This window comes from Exiguobacterium sp. GL_137, from assembly GCF_057834585.1.
The window spans coordinates 1,147,965-1,171,105 of record NZ_CM174406.1; the positions used below are offsets into that span (position 1 = coordinate 1,147,965).

Below are 23,141 nucleotides of genomic sequence, written 5' to 3' on the forward strand. Positions count from 1 at the left end.
GAAAATCGCTGATTTCAGCATCATATCATATGATTGATGTTATGATTAATACATATTTATGACTGAAAACATATGAAAGAGATGATGAAGATGGATTTACGCCAATATCGGTATTTTTGTGCAGTTGTCGAAGAACAATCCGTCACACGGGCGGCGGAACGACTGCGGATGGCCCAGCCCGCTTTGACGCAACAAATTCGGAAGATGGAAGAGTTACTAGGAGTCCGATTGATTGAACGGGCAGGACGCGGCATTCGGATCACGGCAAGCGGCGAGCGGCTGTATGAACGGGCCGTCTCCTTGTTGCGTTACGAAGCGGAAACCCGGATTGAAGTCAGTGACATTAAGGAAGGACGAGCCGGGATTTTACGGATTGGGGTCAATACGTTGTCTGCCGGTCGACTGACTGGCTGGGTTCAAGAGATGAAACGACGGCATCCCCGGATTACGCTTCAAATTCATCAGGGAGAGTCGGGTGTATTAATTGACCGTCTGAAGGATCATGCGATTGACGTGGCACTTGTCCGACTGCCGATCGATGCACAAGGCGTCACGATCGAATGGATGGAGGAAGAACCGTTTTATCAAGTTCGTCATCCGGAATTTGCGGACGCCGACATCATCATTCCGAGTCAGGAAGGACTTGGTGTCTTTCAGACGCTCAGCCAGCAGTTCGGAGTCGTCTCGCAGGAAACCTGTTCCGACGTCTTGACCTTGATTGGACTTGTTCGTTGCGGGCAGGCGGTGACGCTGTTGCCGGAAAGTACACTTCGCGAGCTTGATATGACAGGACTGGTTCAAGAACGGTTACCGGACGCGACGAGTACGACGGCTATTGTCTGGTTGACGGAAGATGGTCAGTCGGCACTGATGCAACAGTTCCTGAAGATTGTTCACGAACGAGAATAAATTGTTAAAAAAGGGATTTTGTAGGATAATTAAAAAGGAACACATAGGGGGATGACGATATGAAGACGATTCGCGGAAAATACGGTGAAGCGAAGATTTTTACCCACAACGTCGATGACATGACGATTGAGCAGGTGACAGGCATGCTGAATGAAAATATTGCCGTCGACGGGAATGTCCGGATTATGCCCGATTGTCACGCCGGCAAGGGGTCGGTCATTGGAACAACGATGCGGATTCACGATAAAGTTGTCCCGAATCTCGTCGGTGTGGATATCGGTTGCGGGATGTTATGTACACAGATTACACGAAACGACACAGCCGGCATCGACTATGACAAACTGGATGCGACGATTCAGGAACTGGTGCCGAGTGGCATGTCGGTCCGTAATCAGCCGCACCGCTTGTCGGAACAGATTCCATTTGATCAAGTATTGGCACCGTTTAACGAAACACGCGCCCGGTTATCGATCGGCACGTTAGGCGGAGGAAATCACTTTATCGAGCTAAATACGGACGAGGAAAACAATCTGTATCTCGTCATTCATTCCGGCAGCCGGAACCTCGGGAAAACGATTGCCGAGCATTATCAAAAGCTGGCGGAAAGCTCACAATTCACTGTCGATACAGAAACAATCGTCACATCGCTGAAAGAACAGGGACGTGAACAAGATATCCAATCGACTTTGGTCGAGTTGAAGAGTCAGTTCAATGAAACAAATAAAGATTTGGCGTACGTGTCCGGTTCCGATATGGACAACTACCTGCATGACTTAAAAATCGCCCAACGCTACGCGGCATTGAACCGTCAAGCGATGACCGACGTCATTGTTGAAGCGATGGGCTGGTCGGTCACGGAACAGTTCGATACGATCCATAACTACATCGATCTCGAGCAGATGATTCTCCGGAAAGGTGCGATTTCAGCGCAAGCCGGTGAAGTCGCCATCATTCCGATGAACATGCGCGACGGTTCACTGATTGTCAAAGGAAAAGGCAATCCGGACTGGAACTATTCGGCGCCACACGGAGCAGGACGTATCATGTCCCGCTCAAAAGCCTTCAAATCAGTGGACTTGAAGGAATTTGAGGAGACGATGCAGGAGGTCTGGTCGAGTTCGGTCGTCGAATCGACGCGCGATGAGTCACCGTTTGTCTACAAACCGATGGAAGAAATCATCCGAAACACAGAGGACACGGTTGAGTTATTAAAAGTCATCAAGCCGCTTTATAATTTTAAAGCGAAATGATGGGACGAAGTACGAATAATATTACTGGCAGATGAACTGATGACTGTCTTGGTCGCAAATCCCTGTCGTGAACCCGGCTGTTAAGAGAACGGACTGTGAGGCAAGGTTATCAGGTGCGGTATAGGCACAGACCTGTCTGACCTTCATGTCCTGCAGTCCAAAGCGGGTAACTGTTTTGACGGCTTCCGTCATGTAGCCGTGGCCCCGAAAGTCCGCTTTGAGTACATAACCAATCTCGGCGATGTTGTTTTGGTAGCCTCTGCAAAAACAACAATTGCCGATGAATTCGCCGGTCGACTTTAAATACAGTCCCCACGTGATGCCATCCCCGTTGAGGTAATTAAGAGCAATTTGACTCAAAATCCGGACGACGTCGCGACTATTTTCTGCCTGTTGCCCGTCATAGGCCGTAATCTCAATCATTTGGTTTGCTTCGCTTAACCGGATTTCCCTTAACAGGAGCCGTTCGCTCGTCAGTTCAGGAAAGACGTCAAAATAGTATTTTTCTTTCACGGGGCATGCCTCCTTTAATTTGTTTCTTATCTCAAGTGTACGTTATTCGATTGGAACCGGAAACATTCATCAGAACGAAAAATCCGTTTATTCATCAGGAGGAACTCACATGTCCAAAAAAGCTTTAGTCGTCATCGATATTCAAAATGACATGACAAAAAACTACAAAGAAGTCATCGGGACCATTAATCAGTCGATTGACTGGGCAGTCGAACAAAATATGCATGTGGTCTATATCCGGCATGAGAATTTATCGGCTGGAACCAGAACGTTTAAGACCGGAACACGCGGTGCCGAGTTGGCACCTGATTTAAAGATTGTGTCGGATCACATTTTTACAAAATATAAGGGGAACGCCTTAACAAGCGAAGATTTCGCAGCATTCATTGCGCAACATGACATCACCGGCTTTTATCTGACCGGCGGAGATGCGACGGCTTGCGTCAAATCGACGTGCTTTAATTTACGTAAACTGGATTATGACGTGACGGTGATCACGGACGGCATCACAAGTTATGACAAAAAGAAACTGCCGGAAATGATTGAATACTACGCGAAAAAGGGCAGTGACATTGTTCAATTCAATGACTTAGCTCGTAATTGACTGGTACTTTTGAACAGAAAGCATCATGAATCAGCTTGAGAGGAATGGAGTAACGTGAAATTAATTTTGATGGGAATCAGCATTATTTTGTTTGGAATTGCGCTGATGGTCGGCTTTAGCTCGATAGGATTAAATGACGTGTTGGGTATTAAAATTGGAATGACAGTATCGTTTGTTGGGTTACTCGTTACGTTCATGGACTTTTTTATCAGCGTGAAGCAATAAGCTAGAGGTGTGCATAGCAAAGTAAAGGAGGTTTTTAACATGAGAAACGTAGTTAAAGTATTGACTGTGTTATCTGTATCGTTATGTCTGTTATTGACAAGTTATCCACCAAATGAAGTCGCGGCAAAAACTAAAAAAGAAACGCAGCACGATATCTTTAAAAAGCTGAAATTGAATGCCTCGATGACGAGTGTTGCGGAAGTCATGTATGGCAAGAACTATAAAAAACATCTGTGTGACCGCTCGGAGGATGAGGTGAAAGTTAATCTTTTATGCAGTGGTGAATTGAACGATTCCAATACATACGATAAAAGCGGGAAGCTAAAATATTTGAAGTATGAATTTTATCTTTACCCAGATTCAAAGGTACCGAATGAATCGGACAATCCGGATGAAATGACGTTCCAAACCGTTCGCATGTTGCTTGTATTTAAGTCGAAAGAGCAAAGTAAGCAGTTAAAGCTCGTTGAAAAAAATTGGTTTGACTCATCCGCTGTCAATTCCAAACGTGTCTATAACGATCAAAAGATTAAAAAAGGCATGACGAAAAAACAGTTGGATGCGGTGATGACGGGAACAGGAATCGGGAAACATGAAAGAGTCTCGTATATCGACTATTCGAAAGTCGGGAAGCAATCCGGTAAACAACAACCTGTTTTTCCAAAGGCGTACAAGACGTACTCGTATTCCATTTTGAATCAGAAAGAGAATGTCCTGTATTACTTCGAGACAAAGTACAGTCAAACGAAAAAAGAGTACGTCGTTTCGTATGTTGATACGTGGACGGAAGATAACGAATAAAACCAATGAGAGAACTCCCGAATGAAGGAGTTCTCTCATTTTTAATCTCTATTTCAAACGTTTTTTAAGGGAAATGGAATAATCAGCGGATCGTTTTTAAAGCACCGGCCCAAGGAATGACCTGGTCGAGCATTTGGTTGACGGAATCTGCCTGAACGGGTGCTGCTTTTAATACAGCTCCATTCTCAAAGTCAGTGAACAGCGAGAGGGCAGGGTGGACGCGGACGTCTGCAATCAACAATTCGCCCAAAATCCCGCGTAAATGTTCTGCTGCCCGGGCACCGCCGACCGAACCGTACGAGACGATACCGGCCGCTTTATTGTTCCATTCGACACGGAGATAATCGAGGGCGTTTTTTAACGAAGCAGAAATCGAGTGGTTGTATTCCTGTGTGATGAACACAAATCCATCCTGAGCGGCAATCGCTTCAGACCAGGCAGCTGCACCGGATGCATCGCCGTCTTTTTCGCCGAGCAGTGGCAATTTGTAGTCGGCGATGTCAATGATCGTATAGTTGGCATCTCCGCGTTTGTCCGCGAGCTCTTTCACCCAATTTCCGACTTGTGGGCTTAAGCGGCCTTCACGTGTTGATCCCAAAATGATTCCAATGTTTAACTTTGTCATGTTCGTTTCCTCCTCTTGTTGTGGTGTTTCCTTTGAACCAAATAATTTACTGAATAGACTCAAGTGAATTCCTCCGTTTTATAGGTATTCTTTTTCGATGGTCCGCGTGCTGCGGACGGTATCAATCGGACGGACCGTTTGTTCGATTTGCTGGCGTTGCGACTCGAGGAACGGTGGCAAGGACAATTTCTCTCCGACTGTTTCATACGGTTCATCGCCCAGGAAGCCGGGACCATCCGTTGCCCATTCGAACAGAATACCTTGGGCGACGCGTGCATACAACGACTCGAAGAAGAAGCGGTCCACGTAGCCGGATGTGTTGAATCGTAAGTTTTGCATGCGGCTGATCCATTCATTTAAAGCGGCTGTATCTTCGACTCGGAACGCAACATGGTGAACGGTACCAAATCCTTGCTGTCCACTTGGAAGGAGGAGGTTATGTTCGACGATGACTTGCGCGCCGTTTCCGCCTTCGCCCATTTCAAACAGATGCAGGGATCCGGCTTTATCGATTTCCCGCATCAGCATCGCTTTTTCCAACACTTCTTTTAACCGGTCAAATTCGGCAATCCGGATGTGAATCGGACCTAAGCCGGTGATCGCAAATTCTAATGGAACCGGACCGTTTTGCCACGGAATGCCGGATGCAATGCCTTCGTTGTGTTCATCCGAAATCAGCATGTACTGTTGATCATCAAAATCAACGAACGAGAGGGTCTTTTTACCGAATTGTTCTTTAATGCCGCGATGCTTAACGTCATATTTGTCAAAACGTTTGATCCAGTAGGCAAGTGCTTCGTCCGTCGGCACGCGGAAAGCGGTTTTGTAGATTTCGTTTGTGCCGTGGGTTCCTCTCGGGATGCCCGGGAAATCAAAGAATGTCATATCGGTACCGGCAGATCCTTTGTCGTCGGCGAAGAATAAATGGTACGTCTGAATGTCATCCTGATTAACTGTTTTCTTGACTAAACGCATGCCTAATACGTTTGTGAAGAATGCATAATTTTTCTCTGCACTGCTCGTGATGGCTGTTACGTGGTGGATTCCTTTTAATTCGTTCATATAAATCTCTCCCTTAGTCTTTTTTTATCTCGAATTCGAGATATATCGTTAAAATTTTTTAATGGTTTTGTGCCTGATAGCCTATTTTTTTAGCGGTCTTAATAAACGATTCGATTTCCGATGGATCAATACCTTGGAAAACCTGATTAATGGCTTTTTCATGTTCCGGAAAAATCGTATCCATTAAGCTTTGACCTTCTGTGGTGAGTTCCGCAAATGTCACACGCCGATCCTCCGGACATGCTTTGCGGGCGACGTAATTTTTTTTTTCAAGCTTATCGATGACATAGGTGATGCTGCCGCTCGTAATCAATACTTTTTTCCCGATTAGTTGAATTGGCTGCCTTCCTTTGTGATACAGCAACTCGAGTACGGAAAAATCTGTCGGATTTAGTCCGGACTTCGCAACATCCTGTTTAATGACTTCATGAAGCGCGTCGACTGCACGTACCATGACAGTCAATGCTTTTAGGTTCGGATTCGGCTGTTTCATTTCGTTCACCTCTTTTTATCTTCAATTCATATATCTTTAATTCGAGATAAATATACCATCTATATTTTGGTACGTCAATCGTTTTGATTGGTTTCTGATTGCAGGCAGTTCATTTGTCTAATGCCTGATATGGATTGGATTAATGCAGCAGTATGAAAAGAGGCAACCCGCAAAGTCCGGGCTGCCTTTAGAGTGGGTAAACATTTTACCAGTTCAGTTTATTTAAAAACGCAAGAATGTCTTGATTGACTGCGTTCATGTCTTTTCCTAACGTCATTAAATGTTTTGAATTCGCATATCCTTTTATCGTCTTTTGATCCGAAGCTACGCTTTCGAAAATCGTTTCGGCACTCGTCTTGTATGAGGAATCATCCATTTCCCCGTACATCACGCAAACAGGAGATACTACGGAGGCTAAATGGTCTCGCGTCCGGTTAATGAGTTGTTCGAAGTCGGTCAGCGATTCAAAAGGCAGGAGATCCAGTTCAGCCATTTCAGAGGCAATCTGTGGGTCCTCTTTTCCTTCGATCTGTTTATAGCGCTTGGCGTAATAAACGATTCGTTTCTTTAGGACGGCTGCTTCTTTATCCATCGGTACGGACAGAGTGACAACACCTTTTATCTGCAACTCCTGTGCCGTTTTTAAAGCAAGAACACCACCCAGTGAGAGACCGACGACCGCTATATGTTTAAATTCTTTGTCTTTCAACAGCTGATAACCGTCGAGAACATCTTGCCACCAGTCGGCTGGTCCGTAGTTCAGAAGTTCTTCTGCCGATAAACCGTGTCCACTCAGTATCGGAGCGTAGCAGGAATACTGATTTTGTTGCAAGTAGCGGCCAAGCTTTTTCATGTCGTTCGGATTACTGGTGAAGGAATGCAAGAGCAGAACAGCTCGTTCGCCGCTTTCGTAATAGAAAGATTTTGGGGGCAATAGTTTCATGGAAAGGAATTCCTCATTTCATAGTTTTTATTATTTATTATAAGATGAATTGTAATATTAAGTGCAACACCTAACTGAAACACAAAAAAACGCATAACGCCTCGTGTAGAATGTTAAACTGTGCCTATTCATACTATGCGTAAACGATATATAGAACGGTTTAAGGAGCTCTAGTCCGATTATTCTCCATTTGATTTTAGTAGGATATTGCGAAACTACTGAAAGGAAAGTGATTCCCTTATGGAGAAACTAAATTTCTTTAAGCGGATGGTGAAGATATTCTCTGTACTGCTAACCGGGTTAATGGCTCTGGTAACATTTCTTCATCATTTCTTAGGTGCAGCCTACTACGCTTTAAACCTCATTCATTGAAAACAAGGGGGATTCTGCCTCCGTACATGCATTTTTGACGGATTACATATTTGTACTTCTTTACATTTGTCCATTTACAGATTTGCAGAATCGTAATCATACACCTTTTAAAAGGTGTATCAGATTGTAGACAAACCCTCATTTCAACGTTGAAATGAGGGTTTGTCTACAATCTGAAAAGAGTGCCGTTTTCAAAACGGTACTCTTTTTTGGGGGGATAAAAAAAGGTGAAGATAGATAGTTATAAGGAATTTTAAGGAGAATAATTTCTCTTGATAATAAAAGAGCAAAAGCAAACTAATCCTTTATTATCTTGTATTGTAATTATATAAAACGGTGGTTTGATGTTTAAAAAGATAAAAGATCATACAACTTTCTATTCTTTGAAAGATATAAAACATTCTCTAAATGGGCGTATGAATAAAGAAATCGACCTTATAAGAATGCGGTTTTTAATTACAACTATGGTCTTGCATTGGAGTTAGGTCAAAGGTTTATTATGGTTTATGAAAAGCAAGGAGGAATAATCGATGAATATCCAAAAGGCAGCTAAAATGTTTGGTTTAAGTGTGGATACACTTCGTTATTATGAACGAGTAGGTGTTATCCCACCTGTTCACCGAAATGCTAGTGGATATCGTGACTATAAGACAAACGATTTAAATTGGATTTATTTAGCTAAGAATTTGCGTAGTGCCGGATTAACGGTTGAATCCTTAATTGAGTTTGCCCAGTTGGCCGAATTAAGAAAAACGCAAAATGTAGAAGAAGCTCAGAAACAGATTTTATTTGATCAGTTGGAGGAGCTGGATAAAAAGTTATCTGTAATGCAAGAAGTGAGGGAGTTACTCGTTTATAAAATTGAAACGTATGATGAGCATATTGCAAAATTCAAGACGGGTGAAATGTCAGCAGATCAAGCCGAAAAATTGTGGGAGTGGAAAAAATAAAACGTTTCCCTTGCTATGGACTTAACTACAAGGTTTAGGATAAATAATGTAATCGAAACTAGAGGAGGAAATCAACATGCAAACTATCAAATTAAATAACGGCGTGGAAATACCACAATTAGGGTTTGGCGTTTATCAAATTCCATTGAATGAAACAGCTGAAGCAGTTTATCAAGCAATCAAAGTAGGATATCGTTTAATCGATACGGCTTCTATTTATGGAAATGAAAAAGAGACGGGCGAGGGAATTAAACGAGCAATTGACGAAGGGCTTGTTACACGCGAAGAACTTTTCATTACCTCTAAGTTATTTATTTTACAAGCACCGGAATCTAAAGCAACTGAAACGATCGAACACTCTATTCATACTATGGGGTTAGACTATCTTGATCTTTATCTTATTCACCAACCGTACGGTGATGTTTATGGAGCATGGAGAGCAATGGTTGCAGCACAAAAAGTAGGTAAATTGCGTGCGATTGGTGTTTCAAATTTCAAAGCAGCTAAGATGATTGAATTCATTGGGCTGAATGAAGTGAAGCCTCAAATCAATCAAATTGAAGTGAATCCTTGGAATCAAAGAATGGAAGATCAAGAATGGCATGAAAAATTTGATGTACAAGTAGAGGCTTGGGCTCCTTTTGCAGAAGGACTTCACGATCTATTCACAAATCCTGTATTAGCAGAAATCGGAGAACAGTATGGCAAAACTATTGGACAAGTTGTGCTTCGCTGGTTAATGCAACGAGGAATTGTCGCACTGGCTAAATCTGTTCGTCCGGAACGAATGGCTGAAAACATTAACATCTTTGATTTTGAACTTTCAAAAGAAGATATTGAAAAAATAGCTGCCTTAGATATGAAAGAATCAGCTTTCTTTGATCATGATGCGCCACAACAAGTTGAATGGTTCATGAATCGTATGGTGGAAACAGAAAAATGATGAAAAATATCCTAATCATTGGCGCAGGTGGACAAATTCCAGAAGTATTGATACCACTATTGCTAGAACAAGCTGATCTAAACGTAACATTGTTTGGTCGGCGGGCAACTAGTCTATCCTATCCGGACGTAACAAAGATTTCTGGTGATGCAGGGAATGTATCAGAGTTGGTGAATGCCATGAAAAACCAAGAGGTTATCTATATGAATTTTGATAATAAAAAAATAACAAGAGCAGTCATTGAAGCCATGCATCAAACTGGTGTTAAGCGTATTATTCAAGCCGGTGTATTAAGCGTGTACGGCGAAGTTGCGGAACCTTTTGCCACATGGAATAGTCGAATGATGGGTGGATCGGTTGCTCATAACCGTGGAGTATAAGCACTTGAAGCAAGTGATTTAGATTATACGTATATGCGGATGACTTGGTTATATAACGGCAAACTAAAGGATTATGTCGCAAGTCCCAAAGGTGAACCATTTTTAGGCGCTCAAATTACAAGACAGGCGATTGCTCAATTTATTATCGATAATATTATAGGTGAACGAAACGATGTCCGAGCAAGTATCGGATTATGGGAACCTGGTTCAGAAAATAAACCGAAACCTGATTTTTATTGATGGATGTAAAATAATCAGTAAGATGAATAGAAAAAACTGTGACATAGTCCATTATTGTGACTATGTCACAGCCTTTTTATAGAGGTGGAAATACGGTACAAAGGTGGCGATTTAGATAATTAAGAAACAATACATTTTCTTGCTAATAACAGTTGTATGCGTCATTATCTTTGGGTTCATTCTTCTATCAAAAACAATAAATGAGAAGGAAAAGGAAGGAACAACTATAAAAAATTCCAAAACATTGATTGTCTATTATTCAAGGACGGGGAATACTAAGGCAGTTGCTGAACTTATCAAAGAAAAAGTGGGTGGAGATCTCGTACAGATTGAAACAAAGGACGCAAGACCAACGGATTACAGAATGGAAGTAGAACAGAATGCACAAGAACAAGAGGTTGACACCCTACCAGGATTAAAAACAACCATTCCTAACTTTGAGAACTATGATCGTATTTTTATCGGAACGCCCACATGGAACATGGCTTTACCTCAATCAGTAGTTTCATTTTTAGATAGTTATAATTTCAAAGGGAAAACAGTGATTCCATTTAACACGAATGGCGGTTACGGTCCTGGCTCAACTTTTAGACAGATAAATGCCGGTACTCAAGGAGCGAAAGTTCTAGACGGATATACTGTAAAAGGGGGAGAAGAAACCAACGGGATCATGCTTGCAATTAAAGGTGAAAATAAAGCAAAGGTATCAAAGGAAATCGATGTTTGGCTAGAGAGAATCAAACAATTAAAAAGATAGAAAGAAGTTAGAAAAGTTGAATACAGAAAAATTTGGAGCCATCTTACCAATTACATTACTATCTTACTTTTTAATATTAATGGATAACTCGATTATTTTTACTAGTTCAGTTGAGATGGGAGAAATCTTGGGCTTGTCTGCCGCATCACTTTCCTGGGTATCGAGTGCATATACGCTCACATTCGGAGGCTTCTTACTTCTAAATGGGCGGCTTTCTGATTTGTTTGGAAGAAAACGTGTTTTTTTGTTTGGGCTGTTCATCTTTGGATTCAGTTCACTAATCATAGGTCTATCAAGAACACCTGAGATGGTGATTGCGATGCGTGCGATTCAAGGGATTGGTAGCTCGATTATTGCACCTACAACCCTTGCCTTGATCATGGATGCGTATCAGAACAAGATGAGACAGCGTGCTATTTCTTATTATGGCGCAACAGCAGGAATTGGTTCGAGTGTCGGTTTATTAGTTGGCGGTGGATTGACTAGTTTGATTTCTTGGCGGGCCGGTTTCCTGATCAATGTACCGTTCACGCTTCTTCTGTTTTTCTTAACTGTAAGGTACGTAGAAAATTCAGAACGACGAAAAGAACGCATTGATTATTTAGGTAGTTTATTATCAATCACAGGGCTAATTGGTATCATATATGGATTGGCAGAAAGCAAAGGTTTATTCGTCATTGGCGGTATGCTTATCTTAGGCTTATTCATCTTATGGGAAAGAAACACTCCATATCCCATTTTGCCATTATCTCTCTTTAAAAATAAGATACGATCTGGTGCCTATGTCACACGACTTCTATTTATGATGGCAATGTTGCCATTCTGGTTCTTTTTGCCGCAAATGATGCAGAATCAATATGGCTTTTCGGCCTTACAGTCGGGTTTGGCATTTTTACCTCTGACAATCGTCAATTTTATCATAGCCATGCAATTACCACGATTAATCTCAAAATTCGGGAATGGGAAAGTTTTGCTTATCGGTGAGGTGATATTAGTAACTGGGTTGATTTTACTTGCTTTCTCTAATCCAGCCAATGGTTATTGGCGTACTATTCTCATTCCTATGCTGATACTGGGATTGGGGCAAGGACTGATTTTAGCACCGGTCACCTCAGCAGGCGTTCATGAAGCGCCAACTGAACTGGCTGGTATTGCGAGTGGTGTTACAAATACCATGCATCAAATCGGAGGGCCGATCGGCTTATCTTTAATTCTCTCGACTACTAATGAGTTTTCTAGCAAAATTTGGTTCATGACGTTATTTACACTTATTTCTATACTGGTGGTTTCTATTTTTGTGAATCAAAAGAAATATTGATTACTTCCTAAGAGAGCAAAAATGATTAAATTAATAATTAAGAAAAAAATATACAGTTATTGAAACTATTACCTATATGACAAAAAGATGAACTAACACTTCACCTCGAAGGGAGAGAACGCTAAAAAAGCAATCTCTCCCTTTCAATTTTTCAAAATCAATTTTAAAAAGTTAAACACTGATTTTCTCTAGAACTGAAAATTAAAAAATCATTATATAAAACGGTCGATAAATATTGTTTGACAGTAGATTTTTATGATGATATGTTTAGTAAGCTAAATATATCATCACTAGTGGAGGGTAAATATATGAAGGTCTCCGTAGATTGTGATATCCGTGAGTCATTAGATAAAGTATCATCCAAGATGCGTCGGGATTATAGTGAAAGCTTAAGAGAAATTAATCTCTACGTTGGGCAGGACAACCTGCTCGCCCGTTTATGGACAGGAGATGGAATTACTCAAATGCAATTGTGTGATCATTTAAAATGCGAACCACCTACGGTCACCAATATGGTTAAATCGCTTGAACAAAATGGCTTTATAATGCGTAAACGGGATGAAAAAGATGGCAGGGTTATGAGGATTTATTTAACGGACGAAGGAAAAAAGTTAGAAAAACCGGTGGATTTCAAATGGAAGCAACAACAAGAAAAATTACTTAATGGAATTTCCAAGGAAGAAAGGCTGATATTAAGAGATTTAATGAAACGGATGGAGAGAAATTTATTTTAAGTTCTCTCTAGTTATTTGTTTAGTAAGCTAAATAAAAACAGTTAGTATTAGTCATGTAGAACCATTATTTTGAATGACTAGAAAACATTTATTTAGCAGACTAAATAAATTCGGGGTAGTTTAAGAGTAAGTCCGAAAAAAAATTTAAGGTATATACACTCAAAAAGAGTACCCGATTACCTGCGGTAGAACTTACTTCAGAAGTTTGTATCTATCAGCAACTTCAGACCTCGAAACGAAATGGCAGAGGGCATAATTAACGGAATATTTTGTCCGATAAAGCTTATTCAACTAGCTTATACAGAAAGAAATGAACGTAAGATTTAAGTGCAGGATAATTAAAGATAATCAAAAAACAAAGGAGAATACCAGTATGACAAAACATAAAGAAATGCAATTAGCACTACAAATGGTTTCTGGTTATGGGGCTGAATTTAGTGCCTGGAGAACACCAGGAACGGATCCGGCAGCCTATACCAATCTGGACAATTATGTAGAGCGGGCGAAGATAGCTGAAAAAGGAAAATTTCAGATGATTTTCATAGCAGATACACCTGCCTTGACTGTTGATTTGGGTCCACAGACACCCAGTTTCCCGATGGACCCCATGCTGGCCCTCATGGCTGTAGCAAGGGAAACAACGCATATCGGACTTGTGGCAACCTATTCCACGACGTTCAATTATCCCTATAATATAGCTCGCCAGTTCAAGGCACTGGATGTCATTAGTCATGGACGCGTAGGTTGGAATGCTGTGACATCATCCACTCCCGCAGCGGCAGCGAACTTTGGTATGCAGGTTGCCAATCGAAAAGAACGATATGACAAAGCGCATGAATCGATTCAAATTGTCCAGGCACTCTGGGGAAGTTGGCAACCAGACGCTTGGACATTGGATCCAAAAGGTGGCGAATTTGCTAACATGGATAAGATTCAGCCAATTAATCTCAAAGGTCAGTATTATGCCTCTCGTGGTCCATTACCCATTCCGCCATCGGAACAGGGACAGCCAGTGATTTTCCAAGCCGGTGGTGGAACTGAAGGCTTGGAGTTAGCGGGGAAATATGCATCCGGTGTCTATGCGAACCCTTATGATATCGAGTCGGCACGGCAACACAGACAAGCCCTTCGACAAAGTGCGGTTCGTTTTGGTAGAAACCCGGATGACGTTAAAATGTATACCGGTTTTATGTTCTCTTTAGGCGCCACGGAAGAAGAAGGATTAGAACGCCGAAGACAATTGATGAGTTTTAATCCGGAGGAAATTCCAAGCCGGGTGAGCTATCTAGGCTCCATGGTGGGGTTGCGACTATCGGTAGATACAATAGATATCGACCAACCCTTGCCAATTGACTTGCTACATCGAGCCTATGCTAACCCACAGGATCCAAGATCTCCTAGAGCTGTGCAGTTGCTGAAACAAGGATTGTCCATTCGAGATGTTTTGGCACATGGTGTCATCAATTATCATCCGGTAGTAGCAGGTACAGCGTTACAAGTGGCTGATTTCTTAGAAGAATGGTTCTTGGCCGGTGCTTGTGACGGATTCTCGATTGTTCCAGATATCGCTCACGATGGCGTAGCGGATTTCGTGGAGCAGGTTGTACCAATCTTACAGGAACGAGGATTGTTCCATAAGGATTACGAAGGAAATACATTGCGCGAAAATATGGGTGTCCCTTATCAGTATGGAAGTATGGAAAATAAATAATTTAGTAAAGAAGAAAGTTCTAAGAAATCCTTCTTGATAGTTGTTTCAGGTATTGAAAATACATGAAAATTAATAACTAGCTGATTAAGATTTTCTATTTCTAATGAAGAATGAGTTGTAAAAAATATTAAATTAATAGGAGATAAAAATGAAGAAACAATACAATACGCGTGCCATCATGGCATCGCTTCTCATGGTCGGTTTTGTGGGTATGTTCAGTGAAACCGCCTTAAATATCGCAATGGTAAATTTAATGGACGTCTTTCAAATTTCAGCGGCAACGGCACAGTGGCTTACGACTGGATTCTTGCTAACACTCGGTATTTTGATGCCAATCAGCGGCTTGTTATTACAAATGTTTACGACAAGACAACTATTCGTATATTCATTGATCAGTTTAATAGCAGGCACATTGATTGGGGCCCTTGCTTTCAGTTTTGAAATGCTTATGATTGCCCGCGTCCTACAGGCTGTGGGTATGGGCATGCTTCTCCCACTTATGTTTAATACTATTTTGGTCATCTATCCACCTGAAAAACGGGGAGCGGCTATGGGGTTTGTCGGACTAGTCATCATGTTTGCACCGGCAACGGGACCTACTATTGGTGGACTTTTAATCGAATACTTAGCTTGGAATTACATCTTCTGGATATCCCTTCCCTTCCTAGTCGTTGGGCTTTTAATCGGCCTTAAGTTTTTAGAAAATGTGACTGAAGTAACGAAACCGCACATCGATTTGCTATCTGTTTTATTATCAACGGTAGGTTTTGGAGGAGTGGTTTTTGGTTTCAGTAAAGCTGGGGAAGGGGAAGAAGGATGGAGCAGTATGATCGTTGTCACATCTATCGTCATTGGGCTTATTTCCTTATTCTTCTTTGTGCTACGCCAGAACTCGATGAAAGAACCGATGCTGAATTTGAAAGTTTTCAAGTATCCAATGTATGTGTTAGGACTACTTCTGGTAATGATGAGTATGTTGATTATTATGTCTAGCATGATTATTCTGCCTATGTTCCTGCAAACAGGAGCTGGACTTTCTGTTTTTATTGCGGGGCTTATGCTACTACCTGGCAGTGCGTTAAACGGGCTACTTTCCCCATTTATCGGTCGGTTGTTTGATAAATTCGGACCGAAATGGCTCGTCATCCCAGGGCTTCTTCTTGTCACGACGATGTTATGGTTTTTTACTACGTTAACCATTGCTTCATCCGTAATATTTATTGTAGCTTTACATGTCGGTTTAATGGTTGGGATTGCAATGATCTGGATGCCTTCTCAAACGAACGGATTAAATCAATTGCCACCGGAATTATATGCTCACGGTACAGCAATTATGAATACGCTCCAACAAGTTATTGGGGCAGTAGGTACGGCAGTAGCCGTTAGTATTTTGACAGGTGGTATGGATAATTATCTACACAGTTCTTCAGAACCAACTCATCCAGTAGAAATCGCCAATGCGATGGTTTCAGGATTGCACAATGTCTTTATATTTGCGACAGTAGTTGCATTGGTGGGTCTGCTTTTAGGATTCTTTATCCGTCGTGTCGTAATTCGACGTCAATTAACAAATTCGTCACATTGATAGAGGAGAATGTAAGGGCTCGGAATATGGAATATTAAATTGTGCTTAAGAAAAGTGTTAAGTTACAGCAAATTGATTTTATTCAGTCAAGCATTTAAGTAATTGATTTTTAGTGAGAAATTCACTTTAAAAAAAGGAAAATACAAAAAATGAAGGTCTGTAGCTGTCGTTTAAGCTACAGACCTTCATTTTCCACTCATATTGAGGAATAAATGAAACGTGATCAACTAAGGGTGTTAAGGTCAGTTGAAAAAACCTTAGATTCATTCATTAGTTAGCACACGATGACTTTGATTTAATTGAAAGGACAATTAAGGGTACTTGAATTAGAGGGTATATGTTTCGCGATTCATCCTCACAATGTCCTCATGTGTCATCCCCATTGAGAATTTCTCCATTACTTTATCTCGTTGAATAGCTGCTAGTTCTTTATCAGCTTTTTTCAATGCTTCTGTTAATTCTTCTTTTGTTAATTCGGTGCAATAGGCAGGAGTTCCCGGTTGCTCTCTCCAAGACTCATTTAAGGAGCCGGCATCGACTGTGTCAAAACCAAGTTCATTCACTACGTCAAAAATCAATTGCTTTTGTTCTAGATTATCACCGGCAATTGCCATAGCAATGCGACCATTAGTTCCTTCAGGTGTTCCTTTATTTTCTAAAGTATATGCTAACTGATTGCTGAAAGCTTTGACTATGGGTCTTCCTAATTGCTTCGAAACCCAAACGCTCTCAACCATTCCATTCTCAATTTCTCCAATTGCATTATCTCTAAAGGGATAGTAATTGGACGTATCTACTATGATGACTTCCTCCCTAACTTGATCGATGATGGAACGAATGCTTGGAACAACATGGAGAGGGAGAGCAAGTAAAAGAACATCAATATTGGTGATGACCTCTTGTATATTTACAGGCACTCCTGCAAGATCCTTTCCTTCCAAATGTTTTATGTCTCGAGCATCGGCAATTTTAACATCGTGTCCTTGTTCAACTAACTTTCTAGAAATACTTGCCCCGATAGGGCCCGCACCTATAATTCCAAATTTCATAATTTCTCCTCCTAATGTGATTTCATATATAGTAGTCGTTCTATAGTTGAAATTTCTCCACTTCCGTTTTTTCTATATGTTCTTTACCGAAAGCTTTCATCATTTCTAATACAGAAAGTAACTTTATACCTTTTTCAGTAAGGCCGTACTCTACTTTAGGTGGAACGGTTGGATATACTTTCCGATGGAGTACTCCGTCTTGTTCCGACTTCTGAAGTTGGTTAGTGAGGGAACCTTAAGAAATTCCTTCCAGATAATGTTTAATATCCGGAAAACAGCGTCTCATATCTTTTAAATAACAAAGAATAAAATATTTTCAACGCTCTGATAGAATGTTTTGGGTTAAGGCAATCGCATACATATTTTTTTCTTTAGTTAATAAAATCTTTATTAAATCCAATCTATACAAACTTTCGTTAAATGTCCTTTTGTACTAAGTGCATTTACATGGCCTTCTTCACCACCTATAAAGAAACTTGTATGATTTAAATTAATAAAAAAACTAATCGAATAAATAATCATCCAAGAATCAGTATTTACGAGTTATTTATTTAGCAAGCTAAGTAAATTATAACACAGGAGCAGAATAATGAAAATGAGATGGATTTGGACTATTTAGGATGTGGCACCATTCGATATGTTTGCCGATGAATGTAGAAAATATGTATCTATTAAAATCTTTGAAATCAAAAACGTCCCCGAAAAAGCGGGGACGAAACGTACACCTTATATTGTTAGTTCACACCGTCTCATCCGTAAACGTTTCACCTGTCCGGCGCACGGTCGCTCCGAGTTCCGCGGCAATCGCATTGATCGCTTCCGAATCCTCGTTGACTTCGCTGATGATGATGACGCCGTAGTGGTCGGGATTGATCTGGTTGAGTGTCCGGTTAAACAAATCAAACGAATCGCGTTCGTTTTTTTCGTCACGGTTTGCCCCAATCAGGTATCCGGCGACGGAACCGACGAGCATGCCGAACGGTCCGCCGACAACGCCGACCGCCATTCCGATCAACGAGCCTTTAAACGATTGATCCTGTTGCGTGAAGTCGATCGCATCGATGAACGAGAAGCCGTCCGTTTCGTTGCGCTCGGCGAGTACCATCTGTTCCATTTCAATCTCTTTGATTGCTTCGAGATCCTTGATCATCTCAAAACCGGTTTTGGCTTTTTCCAGATCGTTGAAAATAATCGTCGTGACGACGTGCGTTGCCTCGTTGTTTTTATATTGTGCCATAATTTCCGCCTCCAGAAAGTTCTGATGTCGTTCTACAATTTACTTGTACCCGTAACAGAACCATTAAAAACTAGAAAGCGCGTGTCATCATAAGCATATGATTGATATAGTTTCTCAATTAGGTGATAAGTAAAACTTATTGAAGGTCTTTTGTTCTTTCAAATTGTAACGGGGCTCATATTATACTATGATAGAGCTGTACAAGTAAGCGGTATCAGGGGCTTGATGTCGTCAACACTTAAAGGGGGAATCAGCATGAAGCAAACGCAACCAACGCAAGACGTGTTTGGTGCACGCCGTTCGTTTGAAGCTAACGGTAAAAATTACAACTATTACAGCCTTGAAAAATTGGAAGAACTCGGTCTGACGGAAGTCAAACGCCTTCCGTATTCAATCCGTGTGCTGCTTGAATCCGTCCTTCGTCAACAAGACGGTCGTTCGATTACACAAGAGCATGTCGAAAACTTGGCGAAATGGGGAACTGCCCAAGTATCGAATGATATCGATGTGCCGTTCAAACCGTCACGCGTCATCTTACAGGATTTCACGGGTGTTCCGACCGTCGTCGATCTCGCGTCACTCCGTAAAGCGATGCAGGACCTCGGTGGAGATCCGTCGGTCATCAATCCGGAAGTTCCGGTTGATCTCGTCGTCGACCACTCGGTTCAAGTCGATTCTTACGGATTTGCCGGAGCACTTGCTGAAAACATGGACCTTGAGTTCGAACGGAACGAAGAGCGTTACAAATTGTTGCGCTGGGCAACAACCGCTTTCGATAACTACCGTGCTGTCCCGCCTGCAACAGGAATCGTCCACCAAGTAAACCTCGAGTACTTGGCATCTGTCGTTCTTGAAAAAGAAACAGCAGACGGTTCGGTTGATGTCTACCCGGATACACTCGTCGGAACAGATTCGCACACAACGATGATCAACGGACTCGGTGTCCTTGGTTGGGGTGTCGGTGGAATCGAAGCAGAAGCAGGAATGCTCGGACAACCTTCATTCTTCCCGGTTCCTGAAGTTATCGGTGTCCGCATCACAGGTGAAATGCACCCTGGAACAACAGCAACGGACGTTGCGCTCCGCGTGACGGAAATGTTACGTCAACAAAACGTTGTCGGTAAATTCGTTGAGTTCTTCGGACCATCACTTCACTTGATGTCATTGTCTGACCGCGCGACAATCGCCAACATGGCGCCTGAATACGGTGCGACATGCGGATTCTTCCCGGTTGATACGGAAACGTTGACGTACCTCCGTTTGACAGGCCGCGACGAAGCATTGATCGAAAAAGTCGAAAATTACTCAAAAGCAAACGGCTTGTTCTACACGCCGCAAAACGAAGATCCTACGTTCACGAAGACGGTTGAACTTGATCTGTCGACAATCGTTCCTGCACTTGCCGGACCGAAACGTCCACAAGACCGGATTGATTTGACGGACGTGCACACGTCGTTCCAAAAAGCGTTGACAGCACCACAAGGAAACGCCGGTTTTGGTCTTGCTGAAGAAGAAGCTAGCAAAGTCGCTGTCGTACAATACGAAGACGAAGCGGTTGAGATGCGTACGGGAGACCTTGCGATCGCAGCGATCACGAGCTGTACGAATACATCAAACCCGTACGTCATGATCGGTGCCGGACTCGTTGCGAAAAAAGCAATCGATCTCGGATTGACGGTTCCGAAATACGTCAAGACATCACTTGCGCCGGGATCGAAAGTCGTAACGGATTACCTTGAGAAATCAGGACTTCAACCGTACCTCGATCAACTCGGCTTCAACACAGTCGGTTACGGTTGTACGACATGTATCGGAAACTCAGGTCCGCTTGACCTTGCCGTCGAAAACGCAATCCTCGGATCAGACCTGCTCGTCTCGTCTGTCCTCTCAGGAAACCGGAACTTCGAAGGACGGGTTCATCCGCTCGTCAAAGCCAACTACCTGGCATCACCACCACTCGTCGTCGCGTACGCGATTGCCGGAACGGTCGACGTCGACATCATGAACGCGTCACTCGGAACAGGCAAAGACGGACAAGAAGTCTTCTTCGCGGACATCTGGCCGTCACGTGACGAAATCCAAACGATCATCAACACGGTCGTCACACCGGAAAGCTTCCGTGCCGAGTACGATTCGGTCTTCACAGGAAACGAACGTTGGAACAACCTTGATGTGCCGACGGGCGATCAGTATGACTTCGACGAAGAGTCGACATACATCCAAAACCCGCCGTTCTTCGAGAACTTGGCGAAAGAAGCCGGTCACGTCGAAGCATTGAACGATCTCCGTGTCTTCGGTAAGTTTGCGGATTCTGTCACGACAGACCACATCTCACCAGCCGGTTCATTCTCGAAAACGACACCAGCCGGACAATACCTTGTCAGCAAAGGTGTCGCACCAAAAGACTTCAACTCATACGGTTCACGCCGTGGTAACCACGAGATCATGATGCGCGGAACATTCGCGAACATCCGGATCCGTAACCAGGTCGCTCCGGGTACAGAAGGCGGCTTCACGACGTACTGGCCGACAGGCGAAACGATGGCGATGTACGACGCTGCGATGAAGTACAAAGAAGATGGTACAGGTCTTGTCATCCTCGCCGGTAAAGATTACGGGATGGGTTCATCACGTGACTGGGCAGCGAAAGGGACAAACCTTCTTGGTGTCAAAGCCGTCATCGCAGAGAGCTTTGAGCGGATTCACCGTTCGAACCTCGTCATGATGGGTGTCCTGCCGCTTCAATACGCAGCCGGCACATCAGCTGAATCGCTCGGCTTAACAGGTGAGGAATCAATCAGTATCGCGATCGACGAGTCGGTTCGTCCACGTGACGTCGTCGAAGTTACAGCGACAGCTGCAGACGGAAAAGTCACGAAGTTCGAAGCAATCGCTCGTTTTGATTCGGAAGTCGATATCGATTACTACCGTCACGGCGGAATCTTACCAATGGTTCTCCGCGAACGCTTGCAAAACTAAACCGTTTACATTAACGTTTGAGGTGGGGGTAAACCCCACCTTTTTTGATGCAGAAAGGGGCGAGACCGTGAACCGATTCAAGAAATGGTTTCAAGCAAAAGAAGAACCCGAGCTGCCGGTTCGCGACGTCACGCTCGATGAAGTCAAACGGGCGACGCACGATTTTGAACTGGCGTTGCCGAAAGGGACGAACCGGACGATTCTGCTCGATGAAGAACAACGGATTGATTTAACGCAACTTGCGCCCTATCTCGGTGCCCGCTCGACGCAGGTCTTCTATATGTCACGGGAAACGTTTACGATCATGGAAGCGAAAGATCATTTGACGGTCTATGAAATGGATCATGTTCAGGTCGCGGTCGACCGGTATTTTGACAAAGAACGGAAATTACCCCTCAAACCGTACTCGAAGACGTTCCAGGTCGATTGTGCGAAGCTGTTTGAGCAAGGCTATTTACGGGAGTTGCCCCATCAAACGTATTACCTCGTCGATGAGTCGATGATTGTCTCACTCGAACCGAAAACAGATTAAATCAAGGTGGGCTGCCGGATCGACGGGCAGTTCACCTTTTGTGTTTCGTCAAGGAAGGGATCAGAACGATTCGAAACAGAATCAATTGTTCAAAAGTCTGACGCATTTCTTCAGAAATGCGGGAATCTTGGACAAACCCTTTGTATTCTATGCCTAAAACCGATACCATTAACATGAAACGAGACAAATTTAGGATGGTGTACATGGCATGACGAAACGAACGAGCACATGGATTGCAGTCGCAATCGTGGCAATGGCGATACTCCTTGCCTATAATTTTTACCTTTTGAATAAGACACAGACCGCTAATGAAGATAAAGCTGCTCCGGTCAAACCGTTTTACACGATGTCGCGGATTCAGTACGTCGAAAAGAAACTGTCGACGACGGAAGACGCTCTCGAGACGCGGACATATGAAGTCGTTTTTGATGATAAAGGCCACTTCCGGACAGAAGTCATCGACGGACCATCTAAAGGAACGATGGCGATTTGGGACGGGAAGATGTTCCGCGAATACGCTGCCGACGGAAAATTGTTGAATGAGACGAAAGCGTCGAAGAGTGTCAGTGCACCGCGTCCGTTCTTGTCACGCGGCTTTAACGAACAGATCATCAAGTTCATCGAAAATGGTGATTTTGGTCAAGTCGAAGGCGAAGCCGATATCGCCGGAAATGCGGCTGACGTTTACGTCAAAAAAGAGCCGGCAAGCACAGTCCCGAAAGAATGGATTAAACAGTATCCATCGTTCTTCGATAAGGACGACAATGCGGAAGAAGCGACCTACTATGTCGCGTCCGACCGGTCGAAAGTACTTGGAGCCGAGTCACGTAACAATGGAAAACTATTTTATTCGGTCAAGATGAAAAAAATCGAGACACTGGATACATTCGATCCAAACTGGTTAAAAGCTAAATGAGGACAGACCGACT

The 23,141-nt window shown here is 42.9% G+C and carries 22 protein-coding genes and 2 pseudogenes; 16 read left to right on the forward strand and 8 right to left on the reverse strand.

Features of this window, described 5'->3' with window-relative positions:
- Nucleotides 1-90 precede the first annotated feature (90 nt).
- Complete coding sequence (locus AC3IRK_RS05900) at nt 91-909, forward strand: LysR family transcriptional regulator (RefSeq protein ID WP_131502956.1); 819 nt, start codon at nt 91-93, stop codon at nt 907-909.
- A gap of 59 nt (nt 910-968) precedes the next feature.
- Nucleotides 969-2,159 (forward strand): RtcB family protein, encoded by a 1,191-nt coding sequence (locus AC3IRK_RS05905; RefSeq protein WP_188005327.1) that lies wholly within the window; start codon nt 969-971, stop codon nt 2,157-2,159.
- A 21-nt stretch (nt 2,160-2,180) separates the two neighbouring features.
- On the opposite strand, the gene AC3IRK_RS05910 is transcribed toward AC3IRK_RS05905, so the two are convergent.
- On the reverse strand, nt 2,181-2,672 hold the full coding sequence (locus tag AC3IRK_RS05910; protein WP_131502954.1) for a GNAT family N-acetyltransferase: 492 nt from the start codon (nt 2,670-2,672) through the stop codon (nt 2,181-2,183).
- Between the two features lie 109 nt (nt 2,673-2,781).
- Here AC3IRK_RS05910 and AC3IRK_RS05915 point away from each other — a divergent pair, with 109 nt between their 5' ends.
- From AC3IRK_RS05915 to AC3IRK_RS05925, 3 genes are read left to right on the forward strand one after another with little or no spacing between them, the layout of a single operon-like run.
- On the forward strand, nt 2,782-3,276 hold the full coding sequence (locus AC3IRK_RS05915) for a cysteine hydrolase family protein (protein WP_026828710.1): 495 nt from the start codon (nt 2,782-2,784) through the stop codon (nt 3,274-3,276).
- A gap of 54 nt (nt 3,277-3,330) precedes the next feature.
- Entirely contained in the window at nt 3,331-3,501 is a 171-nt protein-coding gene (locus AC3IRK_RS05920) for a hypothetical protein (protein WP_160168617.1), read from the forward strand.
- A gap of 39 nt (nt 3,502-3,540) precedes the next feature.
- Nucleotides 3,541-4,302 (forward strand): hypothetical protein, encoded by a 762-nt coding sequence (locus tag AC3IRK_RS05925; RefSeq protein ID WP_489170495.1) that lies wholly within the window; start codon nt 3,541-3,543, stop codon nt 4,300-4,302.
- An 82-nt stretch (nt 4,303-4,384) separates the two neighbouring features.
- Here AC3IRK_RS05925 and AC3IRK_RS05930 read toward each other — a convergent pair whose 3' ends face one another.
- From AC3IRK_RS05930 to AC3IRK_RS05945, 4 genes are all read right to left on the reverse strand, one after another.
- On the reverse strand, nt 4,385-4,927 hold the full coding sequence (locus tag AC3IRK_RS05930) for an NADPH-dependent FMN reductase (RefSeq protein WP_131502952.1): 543 nt from the start codon (nt 4,925-4,927) through the stop codon (nt 4,385-4,387).
- 78 nt (nt 4,928-5,005) lie between these two features.
- The gene (locus AC3IRK_RS05935; protein WP_131973091.1) at nt 5,006-5,989 is read right to left on the reverse strand and encodes a ring-cleaving dioxygenase; all 984 of its coding nucleotides are present in this window, start codon (nt 5,987-5,989) and stop codon (nt 5,006-5,008) included.
- Between the two features lie 58 nt (nt 5,990-6,047).
- Complete coding sequence (locus AC3IRK_RS05940) at nt 6,048-6,482, reverse strand: MarR family winged helix-turn-helix transcriptional regulator (RefSeq protein ID WP_489170496.1); 435 nt, start codon at nt 6,480-6,482, stop codon at nt 6,048-6,050.
- Nucleotides 6,483-6,687: 205 nt separating this feature from the next.
- Nucleotides 6,688-7,425, reverse strand: coding sequence for an alpha/beta hydrolase (locus tag AC3IRK_RS05945; RefSeq protein WP_489170497.1), 738 nt, complete (start codon nt 7,423-7,425; stop codon nt 6,688-6,690).
- 902 nt (nt 7,426-8,327) lie between these two features.
- On the opposite strand from AC3IRK_RS05945, the gene AC3IRK_RS05950 reads away from it, so the two are divergent.
- The 8 genes and pseudogenes from AC3IRK_RS05950 (at nt 8,328) to AC3IRK_RS05985 (ending at nt 16,415) form a co-directional block, all read left to right on the forward strand.
- Entirely contained in the window at nt 8,328-8,747 is a 420-nt protein-coding gene (locus tag AC3IRK_RS05950) for a MerR family transcriptional regulator (RefSeq protein ID WP_489170498.1), read from the forward strand.
- Nucleotides 8,748-8,823: 76 nt separating this feature from the next.
- Nucleotides 8,824-9,690 carry an aldo/keto reductase gene (locus AC3IRK_RS05955; protein WP_489170499.1) on the forward strand — a complete coding sequence of 289 codons (867 nt, stop codon included), beginning with the start codon at nt 8,824-8,826 and terminating at the stop codon, nt 9,688-9,690.
- A pseudogene (locus tag AC3IRK_RS05960) lies at nt 9,690-10,310 on the forward strand (NAD(P)H-binding protein). The gene AC3IRK_RS05955 and the pseudogene AC3IRK_RS05960 overlap by 1 nt, the downstream one beginning before the upstream one ends.
- Before the next feature lie 139 nt (nt 10,311-10,449).
- Nucleotides 10,450-11,067, forward strand: a complete 618-nt coding sequence (locus tag AC3IRK_RS05965; RefSeq protein ID WP_489170500.1) for a flavodoxin family protein — start codon at nt 10,450-10,452, stop codon at nt 11,065-11,067.
- A 16-nt stretch (nt 11,068-11,083) separates the two neighbouring features.
- Nucleotides 11,084-12,385, forward strand: a complete 1,302-nt coding sequence (locus AC3IRK_RS05970; RefSeq protein WP_489170501.1) for an MFS transporter — start codon at nt 11,084-11,086, stop codon at nt 12,383-12,385.
- A 308-nt stretch (nt 12,386-12,693) separates the two neighbouring features.
- A complete protein-coding gene (locus AC3IRK_RS05975; protein WP_489170502.1) occupies nt 12,694-13,119 on the forward strand; it encodes a MarR family winged helix-turn-helix transcriptional regulator in 426 nt (141 codons plus the stop codon).
- A 373-nt stretch (nt 13,120-13,492) separates the two neighbouring features.
- Nucleotides 13,493-14,830: an NtaA/DmoA family FMN-dependent monooxygenase gene (locus AC3IRK_RS05980; RefSeq protein WP_489170503.1), complete on the forward strand. Its 1,338-nt coding sequence runs from the start codon at nt 13,493-13,495 to the stop codon at nt 14,828-14,830.
- A gap of 148 nt (nt 14,831-14,978) precedes the next feature.
- Nucleotides 14,979-16,415, forward strand: coding sequence for a DHA2 family efflux MFS transporter permease subunit (locus tag AC3IRK_RS05985; protein WP_188005337.1), 1,437 nt, complete (start codon nt 14,979-14,981; stop codon nt 16,413-16,415).
- 326 nt (nt 16,416-16,741) lie between these two features.
- Here the strand turns inward: AC3IRK_RS05985 and AC3IRK_RS05990 are convergent, their stop codons facing one another.
- The 3 genes and pseudogenes from AC3IRK_RS05990 to AC3IRK_RS06000 all read right to left on the reverse strand — a co-directional run bounded on the left by AC3IRK_RS05990 (nt 16,742) and on the right by AC3IRK_RS06000 (nt 18,701).
- Complete coding sequence (locus AC3IRK_RS05990) at nt 16,742-17,464, reverse strand: NADPH-dependent F420 reductase (RefSeq protein WP_131973072.1); 723 nt, start codon at nt 17,462-17,464, stop codon at nt 16,742-16,744.
- Nucleotides 17,465-17,504: 40 nt separating this feature from the next.
- Nucleotides 17,505-17,633, reverse strand: a pseudogene (locus AC3IRK_RS05995) (winged helix-turn-helix transcriptional regulator); the annotation flags it as partial.
- A 570-nt stretch (nt 17,634-18,203) separates the two neighbouring features.
- Nucleotides 18,204-18,701 carry a hypothetical protein gene (locus AC3IRK_RS06000; RefSeq protein ID WP_489170504.1) on the reverse strand — a complete coding sequence of 166 codons (498 nt, stop codon included), beginning with the start codon at nt 18,699-18,701 and terminating at the stop codon, nt 18,204-18,206.
- 255 nt (nt 18,702-18,956) lie between these two features.
- Between AC3IRK_RS06000 and acnA the strand changes: the two genes are divergently transcribed.
- From acnA to AC3IRK_RS06015, 3 genes are all read left to right on the forward strand, one after another.
- Entirely contained in the window at nt 18,957-21,680 is a 2,724-nt protein-coding gene (gene acnA / locus AC3IRK_RS06005) for an aconitate hydratase AcnA (RefSeq protein ID WP_188005338.1), read from the forward strand.
- A gap of 67 nt (nt 21,681-21,747) precedes the next feature.
- Entirely contained in the window at nt 21,748-22,212 is a 465-nt protein-coding gene (locus AC3IRK_RS06010) for a DUF3939 domain-containing protein (RefSeq protein ID WP_131973070.1), read from the forward strand.
- A 208-nt stretch (nt 22,213-22,420) separates the two neighbouring features.
- Entirely contained in the window at nt 22,421-23,128 is a 708-nt protein-coding gene (locus AC3IRK_RS06015; RefSeq protein WP_131973069.1) for a hypothetical protein, read from the forward strand.
- The last annotated feature ends 13 nt before the right edge of the window (nt 23,129-23,141 follow it).